Origin of the sequence: Citrobacter sp. EC_71 (genome assembly GCF_019584005.1) — a bacterium.
Classification (GTDB): Bacteria; Pseudomonadota; Gammaproteobacteria; order Enterobacterales; family Enterobacteriaceae; genus Citrobacter; species Citrobacter werkmanii.
On record NZ_VDAY01000010.1, the window covers coordinates 49,773 to 73,689 of the forward strand.

General features: G+C 52.4%; 21 protein-coding genes. 8 read left to right on the forward strand and 13 right to left on the reverse strand.

The window, feature by feature from the left end:
- Positions 1 to 17: 17 nt before the first annotated feature.
- From FHD02_RS12790 to dapA, 5 genes are all read right to left on the reverse strand, one after another.
- Positions 18 to 2,033 (reverse strand): tRNA(Met) cytidine acetyltransferase TmcA, encoded by a 2,016-nt coding sequence (locus FHD02_RS12790; RefSeq protein WP_137360587.1) that lies wholly within the window; start codon positions 2,031 to 2,033, stop codon positions 18 to 20.
- Between the two features lie 15 nt (positions 2,034 to 2,048).
- Positions 2,049 to 2,912: a neutral zinc metallopeptidase gene (locus FHD02_RS12795; RefSeq protein ID WP_032944186.1), complete on the reverse strand. Its 864-nt coding sequence runs from the start codon at positions 2,910 to 2,912 to the stop codon at positions 2,049 to 2,051.
- Between the two features lie 128 nt (positions 2,913 to 3,040).
- Positions 3,041 to 3,754, reverse strand: a complete 714-nt coding sequence (purC, locus tag FHD02_RS12800) for a phosphoribosylaminoimidazolesuccinocarboxamide synthase (RefSeq protein ID WP_003835086.1) — start codon at positions 3,752 to 3,754, stop codon at positions 3,041 to 3,043.
- Between the two features lie 111 nt (positions 3,755 to 3,865).
- Positions 3,866 to 4,900, reverse strand: coding sequence for an outer membrane protein assembly factor BamC (gene bamC, locus FHD02_RS12805; RefSeq protein WP_038642564.1), 1,035 nt, complete (start codon positions 4,898 to 4,900; stop codon positions 3,866 to 3,868).
- Between the two features lie 16 nt (positions 4,901 to 4,916).
- Positions 4,917 to 5,795, reverse strand: coding sequence for a 4-hydroxy-tetrahydrodipicolinate synthase (gene dapA, locus FHD02_RS12810; protein WP_016153972.1), 879 nt, complete (start codon positions 5,793 to 5,795; stop codon positions 4,917 to 4,919).
- Between the two features lie 145 nt (positions 5,796 to 5,940).
- Between dapA and FHD02_RS12815 the strand changes: the two genes are divergently transcribed.
- Positions 5,941 to 6,513 (forward strand): glycine cleavage system transcriptional repressor, encoded by a 573-nt coding sequence (locus FHD02_RS12815; RefSeq protein WP_038642566.1) that lies wholly within the window; start codon positions 5,941 to 5,943, stop codon positions 6,511 to 6,513.
- Positions 6,513 to 6,983: a thioredoxin-dependent thiol peroxidase gene (gene bcp / locus FHD02_RS12820; protein WP_038642568.1), complete on the forward strand. Its 471-nt coding sequence runs from the start codon at positions 6,513 to 6,515 to the stop codon at positions 6,981 to 6,983. The genes FHD02_RS12815 and bcp overlap by 1 nt, the downstream gene beginning before the upstream one ends.
- 116 nt (positions 6,984 to 7,099) lie before the next feature.
- On the opposite strand, the gene iadA is transcribed toward bcp, so the two are convergent.
- The 4 genes from iadA to FHD02_RS12840 form a co-directional block, all read right to left on the reverse strand.
- Positions 7,100 to 8,263 (reverse strand): beta-aspartyl-peptidase, encoded by a 1,164-nt coding sequence (gene iadA, locus FHD02_RS12825; protein WP_137360586.1) that lies wholly within the window; start codon positions 8,261 to 8,263, stop codon positions 7,100 to 7,102.
- 11 nt (positions 8,264 to 8,274) lie between these two features.
- Positions 8,275 to 8,736, reverse strand: a complete 462-nt coding sequence (locus tag FHD02_RS12830; RefSeq protein ID WP_003037948.1) for a YjiG family protein — start codon at positions 8,734 to 8,736, stop codon at positions 8,275 to 8,277.
- Between the two features lies 1 nt (position 8,737).
- A complete protein-coding gene (locus tag FHD02_RS12835; RefSeq protein ID WP_061382181.1) occupies positions 8,738 to 9,397 on the reverse strand; it encodes a nucleoside recognition domain-containing protein in 660 nt (219 codons plus the stop codon).
- 165 nt (positions 9,398 to 9,562) lie between these two features.
- Positions 9,563 to 10,627, reverse strand: coding sequence for an AI-2E family transporter (locus FHD02_RS12840; RefSeq protein ID WP_006683504.1), 1,065 nt, complete (start codon positions 10,625 to 10,627; stop codon positions 9,563 to 9,565).
- Between the two features lie 226 nt (positions 10,628 to 10,853).
- Here FHD02_RS12840 and bepA point away from each other — a divergent pair, with 226 nt between their 5' ends.
- Both bepA and arsC read left to right on the forward strand, forming a co-directional pair.
- The gene (gene bepA / locus FHD02_RS12845) at positions 10,854 to 12,317 is read left to right on the forward strand and encodes a beta-barrel assembly-enhancing protease (protein ID WP_137371385.1); all 1,464 of its coding nucleotides are present in this window, start codon (positions 10,854 to 10,856) and stop codon (positions 12,315 to 12,317) included.
- A gap of 123 nt (positions 12,318 to 12,440) precedes the next feature.
- The gene (gene arsC, locus FHD02_RS12850) at positions 12,441 to 12,800 is read left to right on the forward strand and encodes an arsenate reductase (glutaredoxin) (protein WP_220393934.1); all 360 of its coding nucleotides are present in this window, start codon (positions 12,441 to 12,443) and stop codon (positions 12,798 to 12,800) included.
- 35 nt (positions 12,801 to 12,835) lie between these two features.
- On the opposite strand, the gene FHD02_RS12855 is transcribed toward arsC, so the two are convergent.
- The 3 genes from FHD02_RS12855 to upp form a co-directional block, all read right to left on the reverse strand.
- On the reverse strand, positions 12,836 to 13,537 hold the full coding sequence (locus tag FHD02_RS12855) for a DnaA inactivator Hda (protein WP_211924219.1): 702 nt from the start codon (positions 13,535 to 13,537) through the stop codon (positions 12,836 to 12,838).
- Positions 13,538 to 13,632: 95 nt separating this feature from the next.
- Complete coding sequence (gene uraA / locus FHD02_RS12860) at positions 13,633 to 14,922, reverse strand: uracil permease (protein ID WP_016157119.1); 1,290 nt, start codon at positions 14,920 to 14,922, stop codon at positions 13,633 to 13,635.
- A gap of 96 nt (positions 14,923 to 15,018) precedes the next feature.
- Complete coding sequence (upp, locus tag FHD02_RS12865) at positions 15,019 to 15,645, reverse strand: uracil phosphoribosyltransferase (RefSeq protein WP_003835110.1); 627 nt, start codon at positions 15,643 to 15,645, stop codon at positions 15,019 to 15,021.
- Positions 15,646 to 16,167: 522 nt separating this feature from the next.
- Here upp and purM point away from each other — a divergent pair.
- From purM to ppx, 4 genes are all read left to right on the forward strand, one after another.
- Positions 16,168 to 17,205 (forward strand): phosphoribosylformylglycinamidine cyclo-ligase, encoded by a 1,038-nt coding sequence (gene purM / locus FHD02_RS12870; RefSeq protein ID WP_061382236.1) that lies wholly within the window; start codon positions 16,168 to 16,170, stop codon positions 17,203 to 17,205.
- A complete protein-coding gene (gene purN / locus FHD02_RS12875; protein WP_137360583.1) occupies positions 17,202 to 17,843 on the forward strand; it encodes a phosphoribosylglycinamide formyltransferase in 642 nt (213 codons plus the stop codon). Before purM ends, purN begins: the two co-directional genes overlap by 4 nt.
- A gap of 179 nt (positions 17,844 to 18,022) precedes the next feature.
- Positions 18,023 to 20,089, forward strand: a complete 2,067-nt coding sequence (ppk1, locus tag FHD02_RS12880; RefSeq protein WP_042306859.1) for a polyphosphate kinase 1 — start codon at positions 18,023 to 18,025, stop codon at positions 20,087 to 20,089.
- A 4-nt stretch (positions 20,090 to 20,093) separates the two neighbouring features.
- On the forward strand, positions 20,094 to 21,635 hold the full coding sequence (ppx, locus tag FHD02_RS12885) for an exopolyphosphatase (RefSeq protein ID WP_137360582.1): 1,542 nt from the start codon (positions 20,094 to 20,096) through the stop codon (positions 21,633 to 21,635).
- Here the strand turns inward: ppx and FHD02_RS12890 are convergent.
- A complete protein-coding gene (locus FHD02_RS12890; RefSeq protein WP_220393935.1) occupies positions 21,615 to 23,885 on the reverse strand; it encodes a sensor domain-containing phosphodiesterase in 2,271 nt (756 codons plus the stop codon). The genes ppx and FHD02_RS12890 overlap by 21 nt on opposite strands.
- Positions 23,886 to 23,917 lie beyond the last annotated feature (32 nt).

The window sequence follows — 23,917 nt, forward strand, 5'->3', positions numbered from 1 at the left end:
TCAGTAAATTGAAGAAGTTAGTGAAAATTTTGCCATTGCATAATGCGATTTTGTAGCCGCTGTATACGTTCAGCATCCAGCTGCTTTAACGCCTGCACCGCCTCGGCCCGCTGAACGACCAGCAGTGCTTTACGCCCGGAGATCTTCAACTGCTGGCACAATTCGGCATCGCTGCGTTTAGCCTGTAAGCGGCCCCGCAAGGCCGGGAGAGGTAACTCGCTGTGCTGAAGCAGACGAGTCAGACAGCCAAGCGACGTCAGTAATGGCCGATGGGCGAAAGCAAATCCGGCCAGCTCGTTCCAGTCATCCTCATTAAGCGTAGACTCTTTCAACGGGGCCAGCGGAATGCCCTCACCGTTCCACTGCGTAAGGATCTCCGCATCACGACGCAGACGCTGGTGTTCGCGCCCGGCAAGGCGTTTTCCCGCTTCACTAATAGGCAGTAACGCCATGGCGGTATAGCACCCGCTGCTGGCTTCGCGGTGATTGCCCATACGCACCAGAACAAAACCACAGCGCTGCCAGAAACGCCAGAGTTCGACCGTATACCCAAAACTGACGGACAGATAGTCACATTGCGTGGAGTAACGCCGGGCCTGCATAATCAACTGCTGCCCGATACCTTCTCGCTGGCGAGCAGGATGAACCGCAATTCGGCTTACCCGCCGTCCAATGAGCGTTGCCGCCAACGGATCGCCACCGTGCGCCGCCAGTGACTGTGCAACCAGATTTCCTCGTGGTCGGCGATATCCTGTCCAAACGGCCTGGCTTAATTCAGCAGATAGTCCCCCTTCATCCACCAACCAGACGGCTCCCGCCACCGAATCAGCACACGATGCCTGAAGAAAATGTTGGCCTGGTGCGTCCATCATCCGCCGCAGATCAAGTGGCGAGGTGCGATAGTGCGCCCCGGAAAGCAGTTGATATACCGCTACCGGCAGCGCCGGATTGTCATGCCAGGATTGTTGTTCAAATGCCGAGAAATGGAGATCGCCCAACGGGGCATGCGTAAAAGTTTCGTCGTCAAACACCAGCGCATCGCTGACGATTTTCTCCAGAGGGCATCCCAGCGCCCAGCGTACGGGCTGTTGTAACTCATAACGTCGAAGATGGGGAAAGCGGGCGCAGAATTTCAACAAGAAGCCTCTGCCGGTTCCCTCATAGCCCTGAACGGTGGTGGTTAATAGCGTACGGGGAAAACGCGCGACTAACTGATGCAGTAGCGGCGCGGGAATTGCGGCGGCTTCATCAACGATAAGCCAGTCTGCGGTTGCAGAACTGCTTAACAACGCATCCGGGGCCATAAAGCGGTAACGTTCTGCGGCAAATTGCGCCAGCACATCGGTTGCCGCTTTAGCAGGCGCGGTAACAATAGCAGTCCCGTTGATACGTGCAATCAGTTGCCCCGCCAGCGCGGATTTTCCCCGACCACGCGCGGCCGTCACGGCAACCACGCCAGCAGGCATACCCAGCAACTGCGCTAAAATCAGCGCCTGTTCAGGCTGAGGTTCACCAGTTGCCGCGTGCCAGTCGGCGCGAGCAGGAAAGTGGGGATACGAAGCAGGCTGATGCTGCTGCCAGTGCAATGCCTGTCCATCCTGGGAAATCACCCGTTTGATGTGCTCAACAAAATGTGGCGTTGGAATAGGGTCTGCGCAGTCGCTCCAGCGCAGTGAATCCGTGTCCGGATGCGTGTGCCAGCCATGCCAGGGGGGAGTCAGCAACACCAGCCAGCTCCCGGCGAGCAGCGTGCCGCTTAAGGCGGCAAACGCCGCAGCATCAAATCCCTGCCCGGCGTCAAAAACTGCATGATGGAATTCGCGCCCTAGTAATGTTTGCAGCGCCTGCGGCGTACAGTTCGGCTCAGCAGGGGCTTGCGCCCCTACCCATAGCCAGTCACCGGGTAACGCGTTGCGTAGCGCTAACGCTTGCGCCTGACACCAGCTATCCTCGCCGCTGATAACCAGCAAACGGCGGATACCTTCGCGGGTCATCTGTTCAGTTAACGCACTCAGCGCCGTGTTATCAGACATCCCTGCCTCTGTACTTTAAATGCCTTTTCCAAAAGTATTGCACTGCCCCGGATCGCCGCTGTCAAAGCCGCGTTTGAACCAGGTAAAACGCTGTTCAGAGGTTCCGTGGGTAAAGCTGTCCGGTACAACGCGCCCTTGTCCTTGCTGCTGCAGGCGATCGTCACCAATCGCCTGCGCGGCGTTCAGCGCCTCTTCCAGATCGCCGGACTCCAGCACGCCCTGCTGCTGCATACTATGTCCCCAGACGCCGGCAAAGCAATCCGCCTGCAGTTCCATACGCACGGAAAGACGGTTCACTTCAGCCTGTGAGGCATTCTGCTGCATCTGACGAACTTTCGGTTCAATACCCAGCAGTTTCTGCACGTGGTGGCCCACTTCATGGGCGATAACATAGCCCTGAGCAAAATCACCATCGGCGCCCAGCTTGTTTTTCATATCATCGTAGAAGGAGAGGTCGATGTACACGGTGCCATCCGCCGGACAGTAAAACGGCCCCATCACGGACTGGCCCGCGCCGCAGCCGGTACGCGTAGCGCCCCGATACATCACCAGCTTCGGCTGTTGATAGGTCCGGCCCATTTTTTCAAACTGCTGTCCCCAGGTATCCTCTGTGGTGGCCAGAATCACCGAGGTAAATTTTGCCGCTTCATCATCATTTGGGCTGATGGAGCGTGATGATTGCTGTTGGGAGACGGGTTGACCGGTCATTAACCCGGTGAGATCCACGCCATAATAACCTGCGACCAACACCACAATCAGCAGGATAATGCCGCCTTTACCACTGGGCAAACGAAAACCAGGCCCGCCCATAGAAGGGCCGCCGGAGCTATTTCGTCTGTCTTCTACATTGTCACTTTCACGACGCCCTTGCCAGCGCATAATCACCTCAACTTTTTATTCATTATGATGATGATCGTAGGCGGTTCGGAACAGGATTACCATAAGAAACAGTAATCAAAATCGGCGAGATTGATGAGCCGGTGAGCGATCGCCGGCTCAGAGGGGAATTAGTCTAACTTGACACCCAGGCGATGCGCGACGGCTTCATAGGCTTCGATCAGGCCGCCCAGGCTCTGGCGGAAGCGATCTTTGTCCATTTTATCCAGCGTTTCTTTATCCCACAGACGGCTACCGTCCGGTGAGAATTCATCACCCAGCACCACTTCACCTTTATACAAGCCAAACTCAAGTTTGAAATCGACCAGAATCAGGCCCGCATCATCGAACATCTTTTTCAGCACGTCGTTAGCTTTGTAGGTCAGCTCTTTCATACGTGCCAGATTCTCTTTGCTCACCCAACCAAAAGTTTCGCAATAGGAATCGTTAATCATTGGATCGTGCATAGCATCGTTTTTCAGGAACAGATCAAACAGCGGCGGATTCAGTTCAATACCTTCCTCAACGCCTAAACGCTTAACCAGTGAGCCTGCCGCGCGGTTACGCACCACACATTCAACCGGTACCATCTCCAGTTTTTTCACCAGACATTCGGTATCGGAAAGCAGTCGCTCCATCTGGGTAGGAATGCCCGCTTCTTGCAGTTTAGTCATAATGAAATGGTTGAACTTGTTATTCACCATGCCTTTACGGTCAAACTGTTCAATGCGCGCGCCATCCCCTGCTGACGTATCATTGCGGAATTCGAGCACCAACAGGTCCGGGTTTTCCGTGCTGTATACGGTCTTCGCTTTACCACGATACAACTCAGCTTGCTTTTGCATCTTTATTACTCCTGGGTGTGAATTAACGATAAATATTGCGTTTTTCTGCCGACGCACACGTTTGCGTATCATATCAGAAAAAAAGGGCTGGAGTTATCCAGCCCTTCATTTTTACTTACTGAACGCTGCCTGGAAGACGGCGACCAGCGCGTCGTTCTGGCTTTGCGTCAGGGTATGTCCCTTCGGATCGATAAACTGCATACTACTGCGGTTATCTAAATCACCGACCTGCAGTTTATAGTCGCCTGACACTAAACCTGGATCGCTTGCGCCCAGTTCCTGCCAGCTGCTATCAGACAGCGGTTTGTAGGTCACAGCGATGCTGCCCTGAGAACGGGTACTGTCGGTCACTTTCATGCCCACTTTCTCAAGCGCTGCCGGCAGACGTTGCCAAACCACGTTGAACGGTCCACGCACCACCAGCATTGGTAAACCGGTGTCATCGGCGGCGCTCTGAACGTCCATGGTGGCTGCAGAGCGGTTCTGCGCGGCATTCGCCGCATCGGTGGCGTTCTTATCCAGACCGGCAGAGATAACGTTCATCATCTCAGCGCTGTAACGCTGCATTGATGCCGCATCGGCTACGGGTTTACCCGCCTGCTCAAGGTTCGTCAGTTTCACCGTTACCGCTTGCTGATAGCCCTGCGGTTTAACCGAGATTTGATAACGTCCACGGTACTGCTCGTCTTCATCCAGACGGTTCCAGTCAACCCAGTCGGTGGTCAACGTCTGGCTGGCATCATCACGCTTAGCGATCGTGTAGTTTTTAGACTGAATGACGCTAACGACCTGTGGCCACAGCGTGTTGCCACGACCATTTTCCACCAGCAATGTCGACGTATCACCCGCGATCTGGGTACGAGCGCCAGTGACTAACGCTAACGGCTGAGCCGGTGGGCGAATGTCCAGCGCTTTACCCACGGCACCACTACCGTTGGTTACCGGGATATTATAGTCACCCGACATAACCGGCAGAATCATCCCAGCTGGCGCATGAAGCTCAGCAAGCGGTGCGGCCTCCAGATAGGATTCATCACCGCTCACCTGGCGCTTATAGCGCGAGTCAGAACTACAGGCCGCGAGCAACATAACAAGCGAAACACCCGCAACCTTGGCCAGGCGCGACTTTTGTACTGAGTAAGCCATCAAATCTCCCTAAACTTTACAGCAAACCGGCATGCTTAAGCGCCGCCTTGACGATTTCACGAGCATTGTCCGTGATTGGCGTCATCGGCAGACGCAGCGTATCGGTCGCCACAAGTCCCAACTCCTTACATGCCCATTTCACTGGGATAGGATTGGGTTCGACAAATAGTTTGTTGTGTAACGGCATCAGACGCTGGTTAATCACCCGCGCCTCGGCAAAATTCCCCGCTGCCGCCAGTTTGCACATTTCAGCCATGTCACGCGCCGCAACGTTAGACGTTACGGAAATCACGCCATGACCACCGAGCTGCATAAAATCCAGTCCGGTCGCGTCATCACCGCTGAGCAGAATGAAGTCGTCTGAAACCAGCTCTTTGATCTGGTGAACGCGACTTAAGTTCCCCGTGGCCTCTTTAATAGCGATAATATTTTTTACTTTCGCCAGGCGGCCAACGGTTTCTGGCAGCATATCGCAGCCAGTACGGGACGGCACATTATACAGAATTTGCGGCAGGTCAGTATGTTCAGCGATGGCTTTGAAATGCTGGAACAAACCTTCCTGGGTTGGGCGGTTGTAGTACGGCGTCACCGTCAGGCAGCCGACAACACCGCTATCGTTGAAACGCTGCGTCAGACTAATGGCTTCTGCGGTCGCATTGGCGCCGGTTCCGGCAATAACCGGAATACGCCCGTCGGCCAGCTCCAGCGTCATCATCACCACATCGCCATGTTCATCATGACTCAGGGTGGCAGACTCACCGGTGGTGCCAACCGAAACGATCGCCGAGGTGCCGCTGGCGACATGATAATCAATCAGTTTTTTCAGGCTCGACCGGCAGACTTTACCTTTCTCATCCATCGGCGTAACAAGCGCGACAATACTTCCCGTGAACATGGGCCATCCTCTGTGCAAACAAGTGTCTCAATGGTACGTTTGGTACGACAATAAAAGCAAGCGACCAGAGCCGTTCTGATTGTTGTATGCATGTTTTTTTTATGCTTTCCTTATGATTACCTCACCGCTCAAAGGAAGAACAGGTTTGACATCGTCATCGCAACACTATCTGGTCATTACTGCGCTGGGTGCCGACCGCCCAGGAATTGTGAACACCATCACGCGTCATGTCAGCAGTTGCGGCTGTAATATCGAAGACAGTCGACTGGCGATGCTGGGCGATGAATTCACATTTATCATGCTGCTGTCAGGCACCTGGAATGCCATCACCCTGATTGAATCAACCTTGCCGTTGAAAGGCGCTGAGCTGGATTTATTGATTGTCATGAAGCGCACGACTGCGCGTCCCCGCCCAGCGATGCCCGCCACGGTATGGGTACAGGTCGATGTCCCCGATTCTCCACATTTGATTGAACGCTTTACCGCCCTGTTTGACAGCCACCAAATGAATATTGCGGAACTGGTTTCACGCACGCAACCGGCTGAGAATGGAAAGACGGCACAGCTGTTTATTCAAATTACCGCACATAGTCCTGCGTCACATGACGCGGCAAATATTGAAGATGCGTTTAAAGCACTCTGTACAGAACTCAATGCGCAAGGCAGTATTAACGTCGTCAATTACTCACAGCATGATGAACAGGATGGAGTTAAGTAATGAACCCACTGAAAGCCGGTGATATCGCACCGAAATTTAGCTTGCCGGATCAAGACGGAGAACAAGTTAATTTAACCGACTTCCAGGGACAGCGTGTTCTGGTTTATTTTTACCCGAAAGCCATGACACCCGGCTGTACCGTACAGGCCTGCGGCCTGCGCGATAACATGGATGAGTTAAAAAAAGCAGGTGTTGAAGTGCTGGGAATCAGCACCGATAAACCGGAAAAACTTTCCCGATTCGCTGAGAAAGAAGTTCTTAACTTCACGCTCTTGTCCGACGAAGATCATCAGGTTTGCGAGCAGTTCGGCGTCTGGGGTGAGAAGTCGTTTATGGGCAAAACCTACGATGGCATCCACCGCATCAGCTTCCTGATTGATGCTGAAGGGAAAATCGAGCATGTGTTTGATAACTTCAAAACCAGCAATCACCACGACGTGGTAATGAATTGGCTGAAAGAGAACGCCTGATTCACGTTTTGCAGAAAAAAGCCTGATGGCGACGCTACGCGTGTTATCAGGCTTCGAACTGCACAAACCCGTAGGCCGGATAAGGCGTTTACGCCGCCATCCGGCATCAACCTCGGTTATTCAAACGTCCCTTTGACGCAGGCTTTTTTCGCTCTGACTACGGTTTTTCCCTTCGCCCACAGGTGATTCACCTCCAGCGCGTCGTTCAGCACCAGAATGTCCGCATCGCATCCCACCGCCAGACGCCCTTTATGCTCCAGTCCTAAAAACTCTGCCACCGTGCGCGTTAGCGGACACAGCGCCTGTTCCAACGGCACAGCATGCACCTTCACCAACTGACGCACCGTTTCCGCCAGGGATTCAAACCCCGCGACGCCAATCCCGGTGAGATTACCTGACTCATCAAATTCCGGCTGGCTGCCGTTGCCGTCCGAGCTTAAGGTAATGCGCGACAGCGGCACATTTTGGCGCAGCGCCGCGGCAATAGCCGTGGCCGGATCAACAGGCTCATCAATGCTGCTGGTAATGTCGATATAACCGCCCTGGCGGGCATACTCTAGTGCCGCCTGGAACAAGGGTTCCGCACGATTAACGTGTGTCGGTAACAGTTTAGTTATCGGCACGTCGCAGTTTTCAAGGATCTGATACAACGGTTCCAGCATGCGCGGGCTGTCGCCCATATGGAAAACGCTGATTCCCGGTTTACGCCCCAGTAATCCACCGACGCGCGACTGCGCCGCCATGTTCGCCAGTGCCTGAGTATCTGGTGCTGAAGAACGATGGTCCGAAATCGCACACTTCACGCCAATCACTTTATCGATCAGCGCCACGTCGCGATCGATGCTGCCGGTGATAGTCGGGGAAGGCAGAGAGTACGCCCCGGTCAGCATCCAGGCGCTGATACCTTCAAACTCCAGCGCGCGGGTTTTCGCCAGCAGCGACTCCGGATGACGGGTAATACCATCTGTGCCCAGTAATCCCACCACCGAAGTGACCCCTGCTTCAACCAACCGTGACAAACGCACTTCCGGCGTGCGGGTGTGCGGCCCCGCTTCTCCGCCGCCGCCAATCAAATGGACGTGCTGATCGATAAACCCAGGACACACAATCGCGCCGTCAAGATTGACACACTCACAGCCGGGAAAGTCTTCCAGGGAAATCGACGGCGCGATGGCAACAATTTTGCTGCCGGACACCAGTATATCCTGTCGGCCTAAATCTTCCGGCGCGTACACATGTCCCTGCTGGAACAACGTCAAATCAAGAATTGAACAGTTCATAACCTTCCTTGTCAGGCAATAACCTGCATGACCCAAATAGAGAGCAGTGCATTAATGACGCACACCGCAATAATAAGCGGATAGTAACGAGGATGGACCCCCGCTGTCCCCAGACAACGTCCCACATTTTGCACCGGGTTACCCATCAGGTAGATAGCGGGTAACAATACCGTAGCATCATGTCCCGAAAGCGTACCGGCAACAACCAGGCTGGCGCAAACACCGACGCCGCCTCCCATACTCATTACCGCCGCCAGCAGAACGGTGGCAGATTCGCCCGGCAGCCCCCATAGCGCCATAACCGGCTCACATACCCGCCCGACAATCTCGAGCAGCCCCGTCACTTTCAGCGCCTGAATAATCACAAACGCCATCACCACGTTCGGCAACAGGCTGGTTGTTGCTATGGTAAACCCGCGCCGTGCGCCATCGATAAACATATCCATGACGTTTTTACGTACCTGAGTTGTCATCTCATGCCTCCTGCTGCGTACGGCGATTTTCCAACTGCGTAATCCATAAGCGCAGCAGGTTAGCCCCCACAAATTTGAACACGAGGATCACCGCCAGCGGCGTAATCACCGGAACGGTAACCATCGTAAACAGCGCGGCTCCCGAGGAAAAATAGTTGGTAATACAGGCGCTGCCACTGGTTTGCCAGCAGGCAAAAATGGCCCGTTCCTGTTCAGTGATAATGCCCTCTTCAGCCATCTCTTTCGTCATCCCGGCCGCGGCATCGGTATTTTGCAAATTCGCGATCAGCGCCAGCGAACAAACACCTGGAATGCCGAGTAACGGGCGCAGGACAGGCGTCATCAACTGTTGTGCGGCGCGCAATCCACCTAACCCTTCGGTGACGGAAATAATCCCCAGAGAAAGAATGACGGAAGGTGCCAGCTCCAGTGCGAATAAAAAGCCATCTTTAGCGCCCATACCACCCGTACCGCGAAAAGAGATCGCCGTATCGCCTGCCGCATTAACTTTCCCAAACGCACCGTTGAGGACGGTGAAGTCAAAAACCCGCCACCATTCGGTACTTTTCGCAAACATGCCGGAAAAAAGAATTATTGTAATTAAAAAAGCGAGATAACCGCCCCATCCCACCTTTTGCTGCGTGTGTGTGTTGTGACCCATTTTGTTCTCCTGTTGGCCTTATCCTTGCGTGACGAAAAGACATCACGTTGGTCAAGTTAAAGACAAATGCGGAGAAAAACGACACCAGAGGAGATTATTCAGAATGTGTGGATAGAGGTCAGACAAGTTCAGTTCCGGCGACATTGCATCGCCGGAGTTTGCAGATTAGGGTTCGTCAACAGCCTGACCGTCAGGCCAGGCATGCATGACGGCTTTGATGAGCGTCGCCAGAGGAATCGCAAAGAATACGCCCCAGAACCCCCATAGCCCGCCAAAAATCACGACCGACAGAATAATCACCAGCGGGTGCAGGTTAACGGCCTCGGAGAACAGTACGGGGACCAGCAGATTACCGTCCAGCGCCTGGATTATCAGGTACACGGCAAAGCAGCTCCAGAATTCGGTGCCAAGCCCGAACTGGAACAACGCCACCCCGACGACCGGGATCGTCACCACAAAAGCGCCGATATATGGGATCAAAACCGAGAACCCCACCAGCACCGCCAATAGCAGAGAATAGTTAAGGCCAAACAGCAGGAAGCCGAGCCAGGTCGCCACGCCAACCACCACCATTTCCAACACTTTACCGCGGATATAGTTGGTGATTTGCTGGTTCATCTCTTTCCATACCTGTCCCGCCAGCCCGCGATTACGCGGTAGCACCCGGCGCACGGCGTTCAGCATCTGGCCTTTATCTTTGATCAGGAAGAACACCATCAACGGGACAAGCACCAGATAAACCGCCAGCGTGAGTAATCCGACCAGGGAGGCTAACGAATATTTCACCACCGAATCCCCCATGGTGAGCATTCGCGAGCGCATATTCTCCGCCATCGCATCAATAATGCCCGCATCCATCAGCGCCGGATAACGTCGTGGTAAAGTGGCGGCAAAATCAGATAATTTATTGAGCATACCGGGCATATCGCGGATCAGGTAAATCCCCTGCTGCCACGCGACGGGCATCACGACAAACGCCATCAGCAGCAAAATGCCGACAAAAACCACCAGCACGATTGATGTCGCCCAACGCCGTGAACAGCCGATATGTTCCAGCCGTACCGTCGGCCATTCAAGCAGGTACGCCAGCACAATGGCGACCAGCAGCGGCGCCAAAAGACCGCTAAAGAAGAACAGGATGCCAAAACCGGCAACCAGAATAATTAGCAGGGCGATGGCCTCGGGGTCGCTAAAGCGGCGGCGATACCATTGCATCAACATTTCGAGCATAAAACCCTTCCATGAACCCAATAGCGGGATTGCGATCCAGAATTGTATCGAAATGTCACAAAAAAGACTTCGCTTTTTATGGCTGATTACGCAAAGTGAAAAGACATTTTTCCTGGGTGTTCATCGTCAGGTTTCACAGTTAAACTTCCTAAGCTTGCGGAGTGTGAACGATACTTCACGGCATTGGTCAAATGGCTATCTCAAAAAAGAATACAGGACAGAGGTTATGTTCAGGCAGTTGAAAAAAAACCTGGTTGCTACCCTCATTGCCGCACTGACCATCGGTCAGGTTGCGCCCGCATTTGCTGACCCCGCGGACACCCTGCCTGATATGGGAACCTCGGCAGGGAGTACCCTTTCCATAGGACAGGAAATGCAGATGGGCGATTTTTACGTACGCCAGCTGCGAGGCAGCGCGCCGTTAATTAACGATCCGCTGCTGACCCAATATATTAATAGTCTGGGGATGCGTTTAGTTGCACACGCCGACTCGGTAAAAACGCCTTTCACCTTCTTTTTAATCAACAACGATGAAATTAACGCCTTTGCCTTCTTTGGCGGCAACGTTGTTTTGCACTCCGCCCTGTTCCGCTATTCCGATAACGAAAGCCAGCTGGCATCGGTTATGGCGCACGAAATTTCCCACGTCACGCAGCGTCACCTGGCGCGTGCGATGGAAGATCAGAAACGCAGCGCCCCGCTAACGTGGGTCGGTGCGTTAGGCTCCATTTTATTAGCGATGGCCAGCCCCCAGGCGGGTATGGCGGCGCTGACCGGTACGCTGGCGGGTACGCGCCAGGGAATGATCAGCTTTACGCAGCAAAACGAACAGGAAGCGGACCGCATCGGTATTCAGGTACTGCAACGCTCGGGTTTCGATCCCCAGGCCATGCCGACGTTCCTGGAAAAACTGCTCGATCAGGCCCGTTACTCTTCGCGTCCACCGGAAATTTTGCTGACCCACCCCCTGCCAGAAAGCCGTCTGGCAGATGCGCGTAACCGCGCCAACCAGATGCGCCCGGTCGTCGTCCAGTCTTCAGAAGATTTTTATCTGGCCAAGGCGCGAACCTTAGGCATGTATAACTCTGGCCGCAATCAGTTGACCGATGACTTACTGAGTAACTGGTCGAAAGGCAACATACGCGAGCAACGTGCGGCGCAGTATGGCCGCGCACTCCAGGCGATGGAAGCCAGTAAATACGACGAGGCGCGTAAAGCGCTGCAACCATTGCTGACGGCTGACCCTAACAATGCCTGGTATCTCGACCTGGCAACGGATATCGATCTCGGACAGAAGAAAACCGGCGACGCGATTAATCGCCTTAAAAATGCTCGAGACCTGCGAGTCAACCCGGTACTGCAGCTCAATCTGGCAAATGCGTATTTACAGGGCGGACAAGCCAAAGAAGCAGCCAATATCCTGAATCGTTATACGTTTAACCACAAGGATGACCCTAACGGCTGGGATTTGTTAGCGCAAACGGAGGCCGGTCTCGGTAACCGCGATCAGGAACTGGCGGCTCGCGCGGAAGGGTATGCCCTTGCAGGACGTCTTGACCAGGCGATTTCGATGCTCAGCAGCGCAAGTTCGCAGGTTAAACTGGGAAGCCAGCAGCAGGCCATATACGACGCCCGTATCGACCAGTTGCGCCAACTGCAAGAACGCTTTAAACCGTATACGAAAATGTAATTATCGAACCCTTGCCGGATGGCGACGCTGTAGCGTCTTATCCGGCCTACGTCAGACGCGATATGTAGGCCGGATAAGGCTTTTTGGCCGCCATCCGGCAGTATTGTTATGCAAGGAGAAGTCATGTCAGACGCGATTAAAATCTACCATAACCCACGTTGTTCCAAGAGCCGCGAAACGCTGGAATTACTGAAGTCCAACGGCGTGGACCCGGAAGTGGTACTGTATCTGGACACTCCGGCTGACGCCGCAACTCTGCGTGAACTGCTGCAGATGCTGGGGATGTCCAGCGCGCGTGAACTGATGCGCCAGAAAGAAGATCTCTACAAGTCGCTTAACCTGGCGGACAAAAATTTGAGTGAAGATGCGCTGATTCAGGCCATGGTAGACAACCCGAAACTGATGGAGCGCCCAATTGTGGTGGCCCAAGGCCAGGCGCGGATTGGACGTCCGCCGGAGCAGGTACTGGAAATCGTCGGTTAAGCTGAAGCCAGCCGCAGTCTTTTCGGCTGCGGCGTTTACAGTTTCAAAATCTCTTTTACGAACGGAATGGTCAGCTTACGCTGGGCGGTGATCGATGCGTGATCAAGCTGATCCAACGTCATAAACAGCGTACGCATTTCCCGATCCAAACGTTTAAGCAGGAAACGTCCCACATCTTCCGGCAGTTCAAACCCACGAAGTCTGGCGCGTAATTGTAACGCCTGCAGCTTATCTTCATCAGAAAGCGGCTGCAGCTTGTAGATTTGTCCCCAGTCCAGGCGCGAAGCGAGATCCGGTAACCCCAGATTGAGCTGCCTGGGTGGGCGATCGCCGGTGATCAGCAATCGCGTTTTTCCCGACTCCAGAATACGGTTGTAGAGATCAAAGATCGCCATTTCCCACAGCGAATCACCGGCCACACATTCGATGTTATCGATGCATACCAGCGATAAATGCTCCATACCGTCGAGCACCTCGGGAACAAACCAGGTGCGCTTATCGAGCGGCACGTAGCCTACCGCGTCGCCGCGCGCAGACAGTTCCGCACAGGCTGCATGCAGCAAATGACTACGGCCAGCGCCTTCACGCGACCAGAGATAAATATACCCGCTATGTTCCTGACGCAACACGTTTTGCAGTGCAGCCAGTAAAGAGGAGTTATCCCCCGGCCAGAAACTTGCAAACGTTTCGTCGTCAGGAAGATAAAGTGGCAAAGAGAGCTGTGCCGGTGTGTTCAGAGATACCTCAACCCAGGATTTCATAAAATCGCGTTGAGTTTAACACAGAAATACGTCGCGATAGAACCGGGCAGCGACGCCACCCGGTCAGAGACTTACTGTTGCGGGCTGTCTGCATCTTCTGCGTCGAGCACCACTTCTTCCGGACGCAGCAGGCTGATGACTTTGAAAATCAGGCTCAGGCAGACGCCGACAATGGTCGCCAGCGCCATGCCTTTCAGCTCTGCAGCACCGATATGAACTTTCGCCCCACTCACACCAATGATCAAAATGACCGAGGTCAGGATCAGGTTCTGAGCTTTGTTGTAGTCAACTTTTGATTCGATCAGTACGCGAATACCGGAAGCGCCAATCACGCCGTACAGTAACAGCGATACGCCGCCCATTACCGGCAGTGGGATGATCTGGATCGCCGCCGCCAGTTTGCCCACACAGGAGAGCAGGATGGCAAAAATCGCGGCACCACCAATAACCCAGGTACTGTAAACGCGGGTAATCGCCATGACGCCGATGTTTTCGCCATACGTGGTGTTCGGCGTAGAGCCGAAGAAACCGGAGATTACCGTGGACAGACCGTTGGCGAACATAGAGCGGTGCAGACCAGGATCGCGGATCAAATCTTTTTTCACGATATTTGCCGTCACCACCAGGTGTCCGACGTGTTCAGCAATGACTACCAGCGCAGCAGGCAAGATAGTCAGAATAGCAACCCATTCAAAACGCGGCGTGTAGAAAGTCGGCAGCGCAAACCAGTGCGCCTGGGCAATCGGCGTAGTGTCCACGACGCCCATCACGAAGGAGAGCGCGTAACCGGCCAGCACCCCAATCAGGATCGGGATAATTGCCATAAAACCGCGGAACAGTACGGAGCCAAAGACCGTCACCGCCAGCGTCACCATCGAGATGATGATGGTTTTCGAATCCGGTAATTGCCCTTCGGCAGGCAGTAACCCCGCCATGCCTGCAGCGACGCCCGCCAGTTCCAGGCCGATGACGGCAACGATTGCGCCCATTGCCGCTGGAGGGAACATCACATCCAGCCAGCCGGTGCCGGCTTTCTTAACGATGAAAGAAACCAGGCAGAACAGGACGCCGCACATAATGAAACCGCCCAGCGCCACTTCATAACCTAACGGCAGCAGCAGCAGTACCGGAGAAATAAACGCAAAGCTGGAACCGAGGTACGCGGGGATTTTACCCTTACAGATAAAGAGATACAGCAACGTACCAATGCCGTTAAACAGCAGAACGGTAGCCGGGTTGATGTGGAACAGGACTGGCACCAGTACCGTTGCGCCAAACATAGCGAACAGGTGCTGTAAACTAAGCGGGATTGTCTGTAAAAGCGGCGGTCTTTCACTTACCCCGATAGCACGGCGCGTCATAGTGTTTTCCTCTGAGTGTTGTTTGTTATTAGCGATTAGGTTGTTGTATTCAAAAAAAAGCCGACTCTTAAAGTCGGCTTCTTTTCACTTATTCGTTTACTTGGTACCAAAAATCTTATCGCCGGCATCGCCAAGCCCCGGAATAATGTATCCGTGCTCGTTCAGTCCCTGATCGATGGAGGCCGTGTACAGCTCAACATCCGGGTGCGCTTTTTCCAGCGCCGCGATACCTTCCGGCGCCGCAACCAGCACCAACACTTTGATGCTGGTGCAGCCTGCATTTTTCAGCAGGTCGATGGTGGCAATAACGGAACCGCCGGTGGCCAGCATCGGGTCAACGATCAGCGCCATACGCTCATCGATGTTAGAAACCAGCTTCTGGAAATACGGAACCGGCTCCAGCGTTTCTTCGTTACGGTACATACCGACAACGCTGATACGCGCGCTCGGAACGTTTTCCAGTACGCCTTCCATCATACCCAGACCGGCACGCAGGATTGGCACAACGGTGATTTTTTTACCTTTGATTTGGTCTACTTCAACCGGACCGTTCCAGCCTTCAATGGTCACCTTTTCGGTTTCCAGGCCTGCGGTTGCTTCATAAGTCAGCAGGCTGCCAACTTCCGAGGCGAGTTCACGAAAGCGTTTAGTGCTGATATCGTTTTCACGCATCAGTCCCAGCTTGTGTTTGACGAGTGGGTGTTTGACTTCCACGATCTTCATACTCTTCTCCTTTCCTCAGACGAGTGGCAACCACAAAAAAAATCGCCGGATTATACCGCTTTTCGTCTCTGGCGCAACACTGCATCCGCTTGATATGGATCAACCAAAGTCGTTTGCGTCTGGATGATGAGTATAAAACAAGGCCCGCGCTAATGGCGGGGTCTGCATTCAATACCATGAATTTTAAAGATATTCATCATTACTCCGGATGATGTTTTGATACCATGAAAAAGATTTCTTAGGCGAGCGTGCTAATGTCCCACTACCGTCATTATTTTTATCGATGAAGATAAGCCCGCAGCTTGCTCTATGCAAAACACTCTCCGTGAGGTCCGTAACAGAAAAAAGAAACCGGTTTCATTTTCGTGGCGTGATTCAAACAAATAGATAAATGACTGTAAAATGCTGAAAAAATCAGCAGATAAAACTTGATGCAGAGCACGCTCGCAAACGTTTGCTTTCCCTGTTAGAATTGCGCCGAATTTAACTTTTACTGCAAGTAAACATGTGGGGAAGCAGGCAGTGACCGATAAAACCTCTCTTAGCTACAAAGATGCCGGTGTTGATATTGATGCAGGTAATGCTCTGGTTGATCGAATCAAAGGCGTAGTAAAGAAAACGCGTCGCCCGGAAGTGATGGGTGGTCTGGGTGGCTTCGGTGCGCTGTGCGCATTGCCGCAAAAATATCGTGAACCGGTGCTGGTTTCCGGCACGGATGGCGTTGGCACAAAACTGCGTCTGGCGATGGACCTGAAACGTCACGACACTATTGGTATCGATCTGGTCGCAATGTGCGTCAACGACCTCGTGGTTCAGGGCGCTGAGCCGCTGTTTTTCCTCGACTACTATGCGACAGGCAAACTGGATGTGGATACCGCAGCCAGCGTCATTAATGGTATTGCCGAAGGCTGTCTGCAGTCAGGCTGTGCGCTGGTGGGCGGTGAAACGGCTGAAATGCCGGGAATGTACCACGGTGAAGATTACGACGTGGCTGGCTTCTGTGTTGGCGTCGTCGAAAAATCCGAGATTATCGACGGTTCAAAAGTGGCTGACGGCGACGTGCTGATTGCGCTCGGCTCCAGTGGTCCACACTCCAACGGCTATTCCCTGGTGCGTAAAATCGTTGAAGTCAGCGGTTGCAATCCGGAAACCACTGAGCTTGACGGTAAACCGCTGGCCGATCACTTGCTGGCCCCGACACGCATTTACGTTAAATCCATTCTGGAACTGATCGAGAAGGTGGATGTGCATGCCATTGCTCACCTGACCGGCGGCGGCTTCTGGGAAAATATTCCGCGCGTCCTGCCAGACAACACGCAGGCAGTGATCGACGAATCCTCATGGCAGTGGCCAGCCGTCTTTAACTGGCTGCAAACGGCGGGTAACGTCAGCCAGCACGAGATGTATCGCACCTTTAACTGCGGCGTTGGCATGGTCATCGCCCTGCCAGCTTCGGAAGTGGACAACGCCCTCGCTTTGCTCAATGAGAAAGGTGAAAACGCATGGAAAATCGGTATTATCAAAGCCTCTGATTCCGAACAGCGTGTGGTCATTGAATGAAAAACATTGTGGTGCTCATTTCCGGTAACGGAAGCAATTTGCAGGCGATCATCAACGCCTGCGAACAGAAAAAAATCAATGGCACCATACGTGCAGTATTCAGTAACAAGGCCGATGCGTTCGGCCTTGAACGTGCACGAGAAGCGAATATTCCGGCACATTCGCTGGAAGCCGCTCAGTTTGCCAGCCGCGAAGCATTTGACCGCCAACTGATACAAGAGATTGACGCCTACGGCCCCGATGTCGTGGTGTTGGCCGGTTATATGCGCATCCTCAGCCCAGCGTTTGTCGCTCACTATTCTGAACGATTGTTGAATATCCACCCTTCGTTGTTGCCAAAGTATCCCGGCCTGCATACGCACCGTCAGGTACTGGAAAACGGCGATGAACAGCATGGAACCTCAGTCCATTTCGTAACGGATGAACTGGACGGCGGACCGGTTATTCTCCAGGCGACAGTACCGGTATTTGAAGGCGACAGCGAAGATGATGTCACTGCCCGGGTTCAGGCGCAGGAACATGATATTTACCCGCTGGTGATTAGCTGGTTTACAGACGGCCGACTGAAAATGCGCGATAACGCCGCGTGGCTGGACGGTAATCGCCTGCCACCACAAGGTTATGCCGCCGACGAATAATCACATCCTCCGGTAGGCCTGAGAGCGCTTCGCTTATCGGGCCTACTCTTCTTCCCCTCTTTCTCTTTGCTATCAGACAGTTTATTGTCATATTTTTCTGGCACAGTTGGACATCTGAGAGCAATGCTCGCCATAATAAATCGGTAGTGTCCCGTGAATGAAACGGAGTAAAAGTGGTAATGGGTCAGGAAAAGCTATATATCGAGAAAGAACTCAGCTGGTTAGCGTTCAACGAACGTGTACTCCAGGAAGCTGCTGATAAATCAAACCCGTTGATCGAACGGATGCGTTTTTTAGGCATCTATTCCAATAACCTCGACGAGTTTTACAAGGTTCGTTTTGCCGAACTGAAGCGCCGAATCATCATTAGCGAAGAACAGGGTTCAAACTCTCACTCCCGCCATTTACTCGGCAAAATCCAGGCCCGCGTATTAAAAGCCGATCAGGAATTTGATGGCCTGTACAACGAATTACTGCTGGAGATGGCGCGCAACCAGATTTTCTTAATCAACGAACGCCAATTGTCGGTGAATCAGCAGAGCTGGTTACGCCATTACTTCAAGCAGTATCTTCGCCAGCACATTACGCCGATCCTGATTAACCGCGAGACGGATTTAGTCCAGTTTCTGAAAGATGACTATACCTATCTGGCGGTGGAGATTATCCGTGGTGATACGATCCGCTACGCGCTACTGGAAATCCCTTCTGACAAGGTTCCCCGTTTTGTGAATTTGCCGCCGGAGACCCCGCGCCGTCGTAAACCGATGATCCTGTTGGACAACATTTTACGTTATTGCCTTGACGATATTTTCAAAGGGTTCTTTGATTACGATGCGCTGAACGCCTATTCGATGAAAATGACCCGCGACGCCGAATACGATTTAGTGCACGAGATGGAATCCAGCCTGATGGAGCTGATGTCATCCAGCCTGAAACAGCGTCTGACCGCCGAACCTGTGCGCTTTGTTTATCAGCGAGATATGCCTAATGCGCTGGTCGAGGTGCTGCGTGAAAAACTGACCATTTCTCGCTACGACTCCATCGTTCCTGGCGGGCGTTACCATAACTTCAAAGACTTTATTAACTTCCCCAACGTTGGCAAAGCTAACCTGGTGAATAAACCGCTGCCCCGTCTGCGTCATATCTGGTTCGATAACGAGAAATTCCGTAACGGATTTGATGCAATCCGCGAGCGTGATGTACTGCTTTATTATCCGTATCATACCTTTGAGCATGTGCTGGAACTGCTGCGTCAGGCCTCTTTCGACCCAAGCGTGCTGGCGATAAAAATCAACATCTACCGTGTGGCAAAAGACTCGCGCATCATCGACGCGATGATCCATGCCGCGCATAACAGTAAGAAAGTCACTGTCGTCGTGGAACTGCAGGCACGCTTCGATGAAGAAGCCAACATTCATTGGGCCAAACGTCTTACCGAAGCGGGCGTGCACGTCATCTTCTCCGCTCCCGGTCTGAAAATTCACGCCAAGCTGTTCCTTATCTCACGTAAAGAAGGCGATGAAGTCGTGCGCTATGCGCATATCGGGACCGGGAACTTCAACGAAAAAACGGCGCGACTGTATACCGACTACTCATTGCTTACTGCCGATTCGCGCATTACCAACGAAGTTCGTCGGGTATTCAACTTCATTGAAAACCCATATCGTCCGGTCACGTTTGATTATCTGCTGGTTTCTCCGCAGAACTCACGTCGCCTGCTGTACGCCATGATCGACAAAGAGATCGCCAACGCACAGCAAGGGTTACCTTCAGGTATTACGTTAAAACTGAATAACCTGGTCGATAAAGGTCTGGTGGATCGTCTCTATGCGGCCTCAGGCTCGGGCGTGCCGGTCAATTTATTGATTCGCGGTATGTGTTCTCTGATCCCGAACCTGGAAGGCATCAGCGACAATATTCGCGTTATCAGCATTGTTGACCGCTACCTCGAACATGACCGGGTCTATATTTTTGAGAACGGCGGCGATAAGCAGGTGTATCTCTCCTCGGCTGACTGGATGACAAGAAATATCGACTATCGTATCGAAGTCGCTACCCCGCTACTTGACCCGCGCCTCAAGCAACGCGTGCTGGATATCATTGATATCCTGTTTAGCGATACGGTGAAGGCTCGCTTCATCGATAAAGAACTGAGTAATCGCTACGTGCCACGTGGAAACCGCCGTAAGGTTCAGTCACAATTGGCGATTTACGACTACATCAAATCACTCGAGCAACCTGACTAACGATATGCCAATACACGACAAGTCACCGCGACCGCAGGAATTTGCTGCGGTCGACCTGGGTTCAAACAGTTTTCATATGGTCATTGCCCGCGTGGTTGATGGTGCAATGCAAATTATCGGACGACTGAAACAACGCGTACATCTGGCGGATGGGCTCGGCGCAGACAACAAGCTGAGCGAAGAAGCAATGGAGCGCGGATTAAGCTGTTTGTCACTTTTCGCCGAACGACTGCAAGGCTTTCCCCCATCGAGCGTATGTATCGTGGGAACCCATACTCTACGTCAGGCGCTGAATGCGACCGATTTTCTCAAGCGCGCAGAAAAAGTCATCCCCTACCCGATTGAGATTATTTCCGGTAACGAAGAAGCCCGACTGATTTTTATGGGCGTTGAACACACCCAGCCGGAAAAAGGCCGCAAGCTGGTTATCGATATCGGCGGCGGCTCAACGGAACTGGTGATCGGCGAAGATTTCGAACCCAAACTGGTTGAAAGCCGCCGTATGGGCTGCGTTAGTTTTGCTCAGATGTATTTCCCGGGTGGTGCCATTAGTCGGGAAAACTTCCAGCGCGCCCGCATGGCGGCAGCGCAGAAACTTGAAACGCTAACCTGGCAGTTTCGCATTCAGGGCTGGAACGTTGCGCTGGGCGCGTCGGGGACCATTAAAGCGGCACACGAGGTGCTGCTGGAGATGGGTGAAAAAGATGGTTTTATCACCCCCGAACGTCTGGAAAAACTGACCGCTGAAGTGCTGAAGCACACGTCATTCGATGCGCTCAGTTTGCCGGGACTGTCAGAAGAACGAAAAGCGGTGTTTGTACCTGGGCTAGCTATTTTGTGTGGCGTTTTTGATGCGCTGGCTATTCGCGAACTTCGACTGTCCGATGGCGCGCTACGTGAAGGCGTGCTGTATGAGATGGAAGGCCGTTTTCGCCATCAGGATGTACGCAGCCGCACCGCCAGCAGCCTGGCGAATCAGTACAACATCGACAGTGAGCAAGCCCGCCGTGTGCTGGAAACCACCATGCAGATGTATGACCAGTGGCATAACCAGCAACCAAAACTGGCCAATCCGCAGTTGGAAGCATTACTGCGCTGGGCTGCGATGCTGCATGAGGTTGGGCTGAACATCAACCACAGCGGTCTGCATCGCCATTCTGCTTACATTCTACAAAATAGCGATTTACCTGGATTTAATCAGGAACAACAGCTGATGATGGCAACACTAGTTCGTTACCATCGTAAAGCGGTGAAACTTGATGATTTACCCCGCTTTACGCTGTTTAAGAAAAAACAGTTTCTGCCGTTAATCCAGCTGTTGCGTCTGGGGGTATTGCTGAATAATCAGCGTCAGGCGACAACTACGCCGCCGACTCTGACCCTGTTAACCGAAGACAACCACTGGACCTTACGCTTCCCGCATGACTGGTTCAGCCAAAATGCGCTGGTCCTGCTCGATCTGGAAAAAGAGCAGCAATACTGGGACGCAGTAACCGGTTGGCGTCTCAAAATTGAAGAAGAAAGCTCACCCGATCTCGCCGCATAAGCTTTCAACAGGTGCCGGCTCGTCTGGCACCTGCTCCTCCAGAGTTTCATGAAGCGGCTGCGGTTTGCCAACCAAATACCCCTGCAAGTAATCAATCCCCAGCGAAACCACTGCACTGCGTATTTCTTCGCTTTCGACGTACTCCGCAACCACCAGCATTCTTTTCATCCGCGCCAGATGACAAATGGAGGCCACGATTTGGTAATCGAGGCTGTTCGAAACGATATTACGAATAAAACTGCCGTCAATTTTCAGGATATCGGCATTCACATTTTTCAGTCGCGCATAGCTGGCATATCCGGTCCCAAAATCATCAATCGCAATCTGACAACCCAAAGCCTGCAGCTGTAGCAACGTTGCCTGCGCCTGGTCCGCATTGGTTAAGGCATTGCTTTCCGTCACCTCAAAGATGAGTTGCCAGGCTTCAACTTTGTATTTCATCAGTAACTGATTGATGTCATGCGGAAGCCGGGCGCGGCATACCGATGTAGGTGATAAGTTAATAGCAAACCGACGGGCAGGCATTTGTTCCCGATTCTGCGCCATAAATTTCAGCGTATTTTCGATCACCCACATGTCGATGCTGGATGACAAGCCAAACTCGTGCGCTACTGGCAAGAAATTATCCGGGGCGATAATTTCACCGTCATCCCCATGAAGTCGCAGCAGAATTTCGTGATAGACATCACCACGTACACCAGCGATCGGCTGCGCCATCAGGAAAAAACGATTGTGCTCCAGCGCCTGCTGCAGACGGTTCATCATCGCAACCTTATCTTTCAGGTCACGTTGTAAGTGCATCACGCCGCGCCGCTGCATATTTTCTGGAGAATTGGTCGCCAGGGAGATCTCAGCAATGGTGCTTAACTCACCGAGCAACAAATAAATGTGGTTAACCGGAGCACGAACATAGCAAAAGCTGATGCCTACCTGCGGCTGTAAAGGCATGCCATCCCAGATAAAGCGGAATTGCTTAATATGCCTGTCCAGTGCTTCAATACGTTCCTGATGAGCCTCTGTGTTAAAACGTAAAACGAGATCATTGCCCGATAATTGATAGACATGCTCATCCAGTTCTAACAGAGGTGTTATCCACTGAGCGAGTTTTTGCTTGTACTGGATACGCAGCATAATGCCGTAATTTTTCACCAGCAGTTCCATGCCGGGAACCCGCAAAAAACAAAGCACTGACCAGGGCGCTTTTTTCAAATCCCGATTCAACGCGCGCAAGTTAGGAATATGTACCATCGGATCAAAGTATGCCAGACGATGGTTCCGTCGGGTAACGAACCGCTGTCGCGTTGCCAGTACAGCAATGAAATTCACTATAAAGGAGAAAACCAGATAGCTCGATGAGGTAATGGCAAGTTGGGTGTCATAACCCGAATACCAGGGCATATAGCGCTGATAGTAATGAATTGCAGTAATAAGTACGACTGACCATACCAACGAAATAAACCTGTACCCGTAACGCATTGCGCCCCAAAGCATAACGGGCAGTAACAGCGATAAGGTGTAATTCGTGCTAAATATTGAGCTTTGTTCATTTAACGGCATGCATAACATAGACATCAGTGCCATTAATATAATCGACCAGACTGCAAGCTCTGTCTTGGTGACTTTGCTATCAAACTGCTGCTTTAACTGAGAAAAATAGCCTCTAAGGTGCAAAGGATTACGTATCGTTCGAATAATAAGATAGCACAGTGGAACCCCAACAAGATTCCCCGCCAGCATGGCCTGATAATTGATCAACGTACCAGTATTGAAGGGCATTACGCCCAACATGCCTGATTTGCTCTCATAGACGCCCACAAAGGCGGCAAACTGAAAAAGAATCAGAAACAGCGTTGCCGGGCAGAACACCTGCCAGAACATTCGCTGAAACATCAAGTGAGAATCACCGTGCGAAACATTATTGCGTCGGGGAGTAAATACCTTATACCCGCCCCAGCTAAGCACTAGCGTAACTATAAAGTGCGAAATTATTGAGAGTGTTTCAAATAGGCCAACCTGCGGATATTTATACCAGATAATGGAAATGATAATTCCTGGCAATGCCGCCCAGCCAAAAAAAAGCATCAGACTAATCATCAGCGCCAATGGCAGATAGAAAAGTACTACGGTCCCTGTACTAATATGGGCATAGGTGTTGGCGGTGCTCAATATAGGCAACAGTAAAGAAGGTAAGATGAGAGGTAACGCCCACCATCTATCTCTAATACCAATATATTTTTTATTGAGTTTCATAGATGCTCAGTAGAATCCCACACATCCTGTAG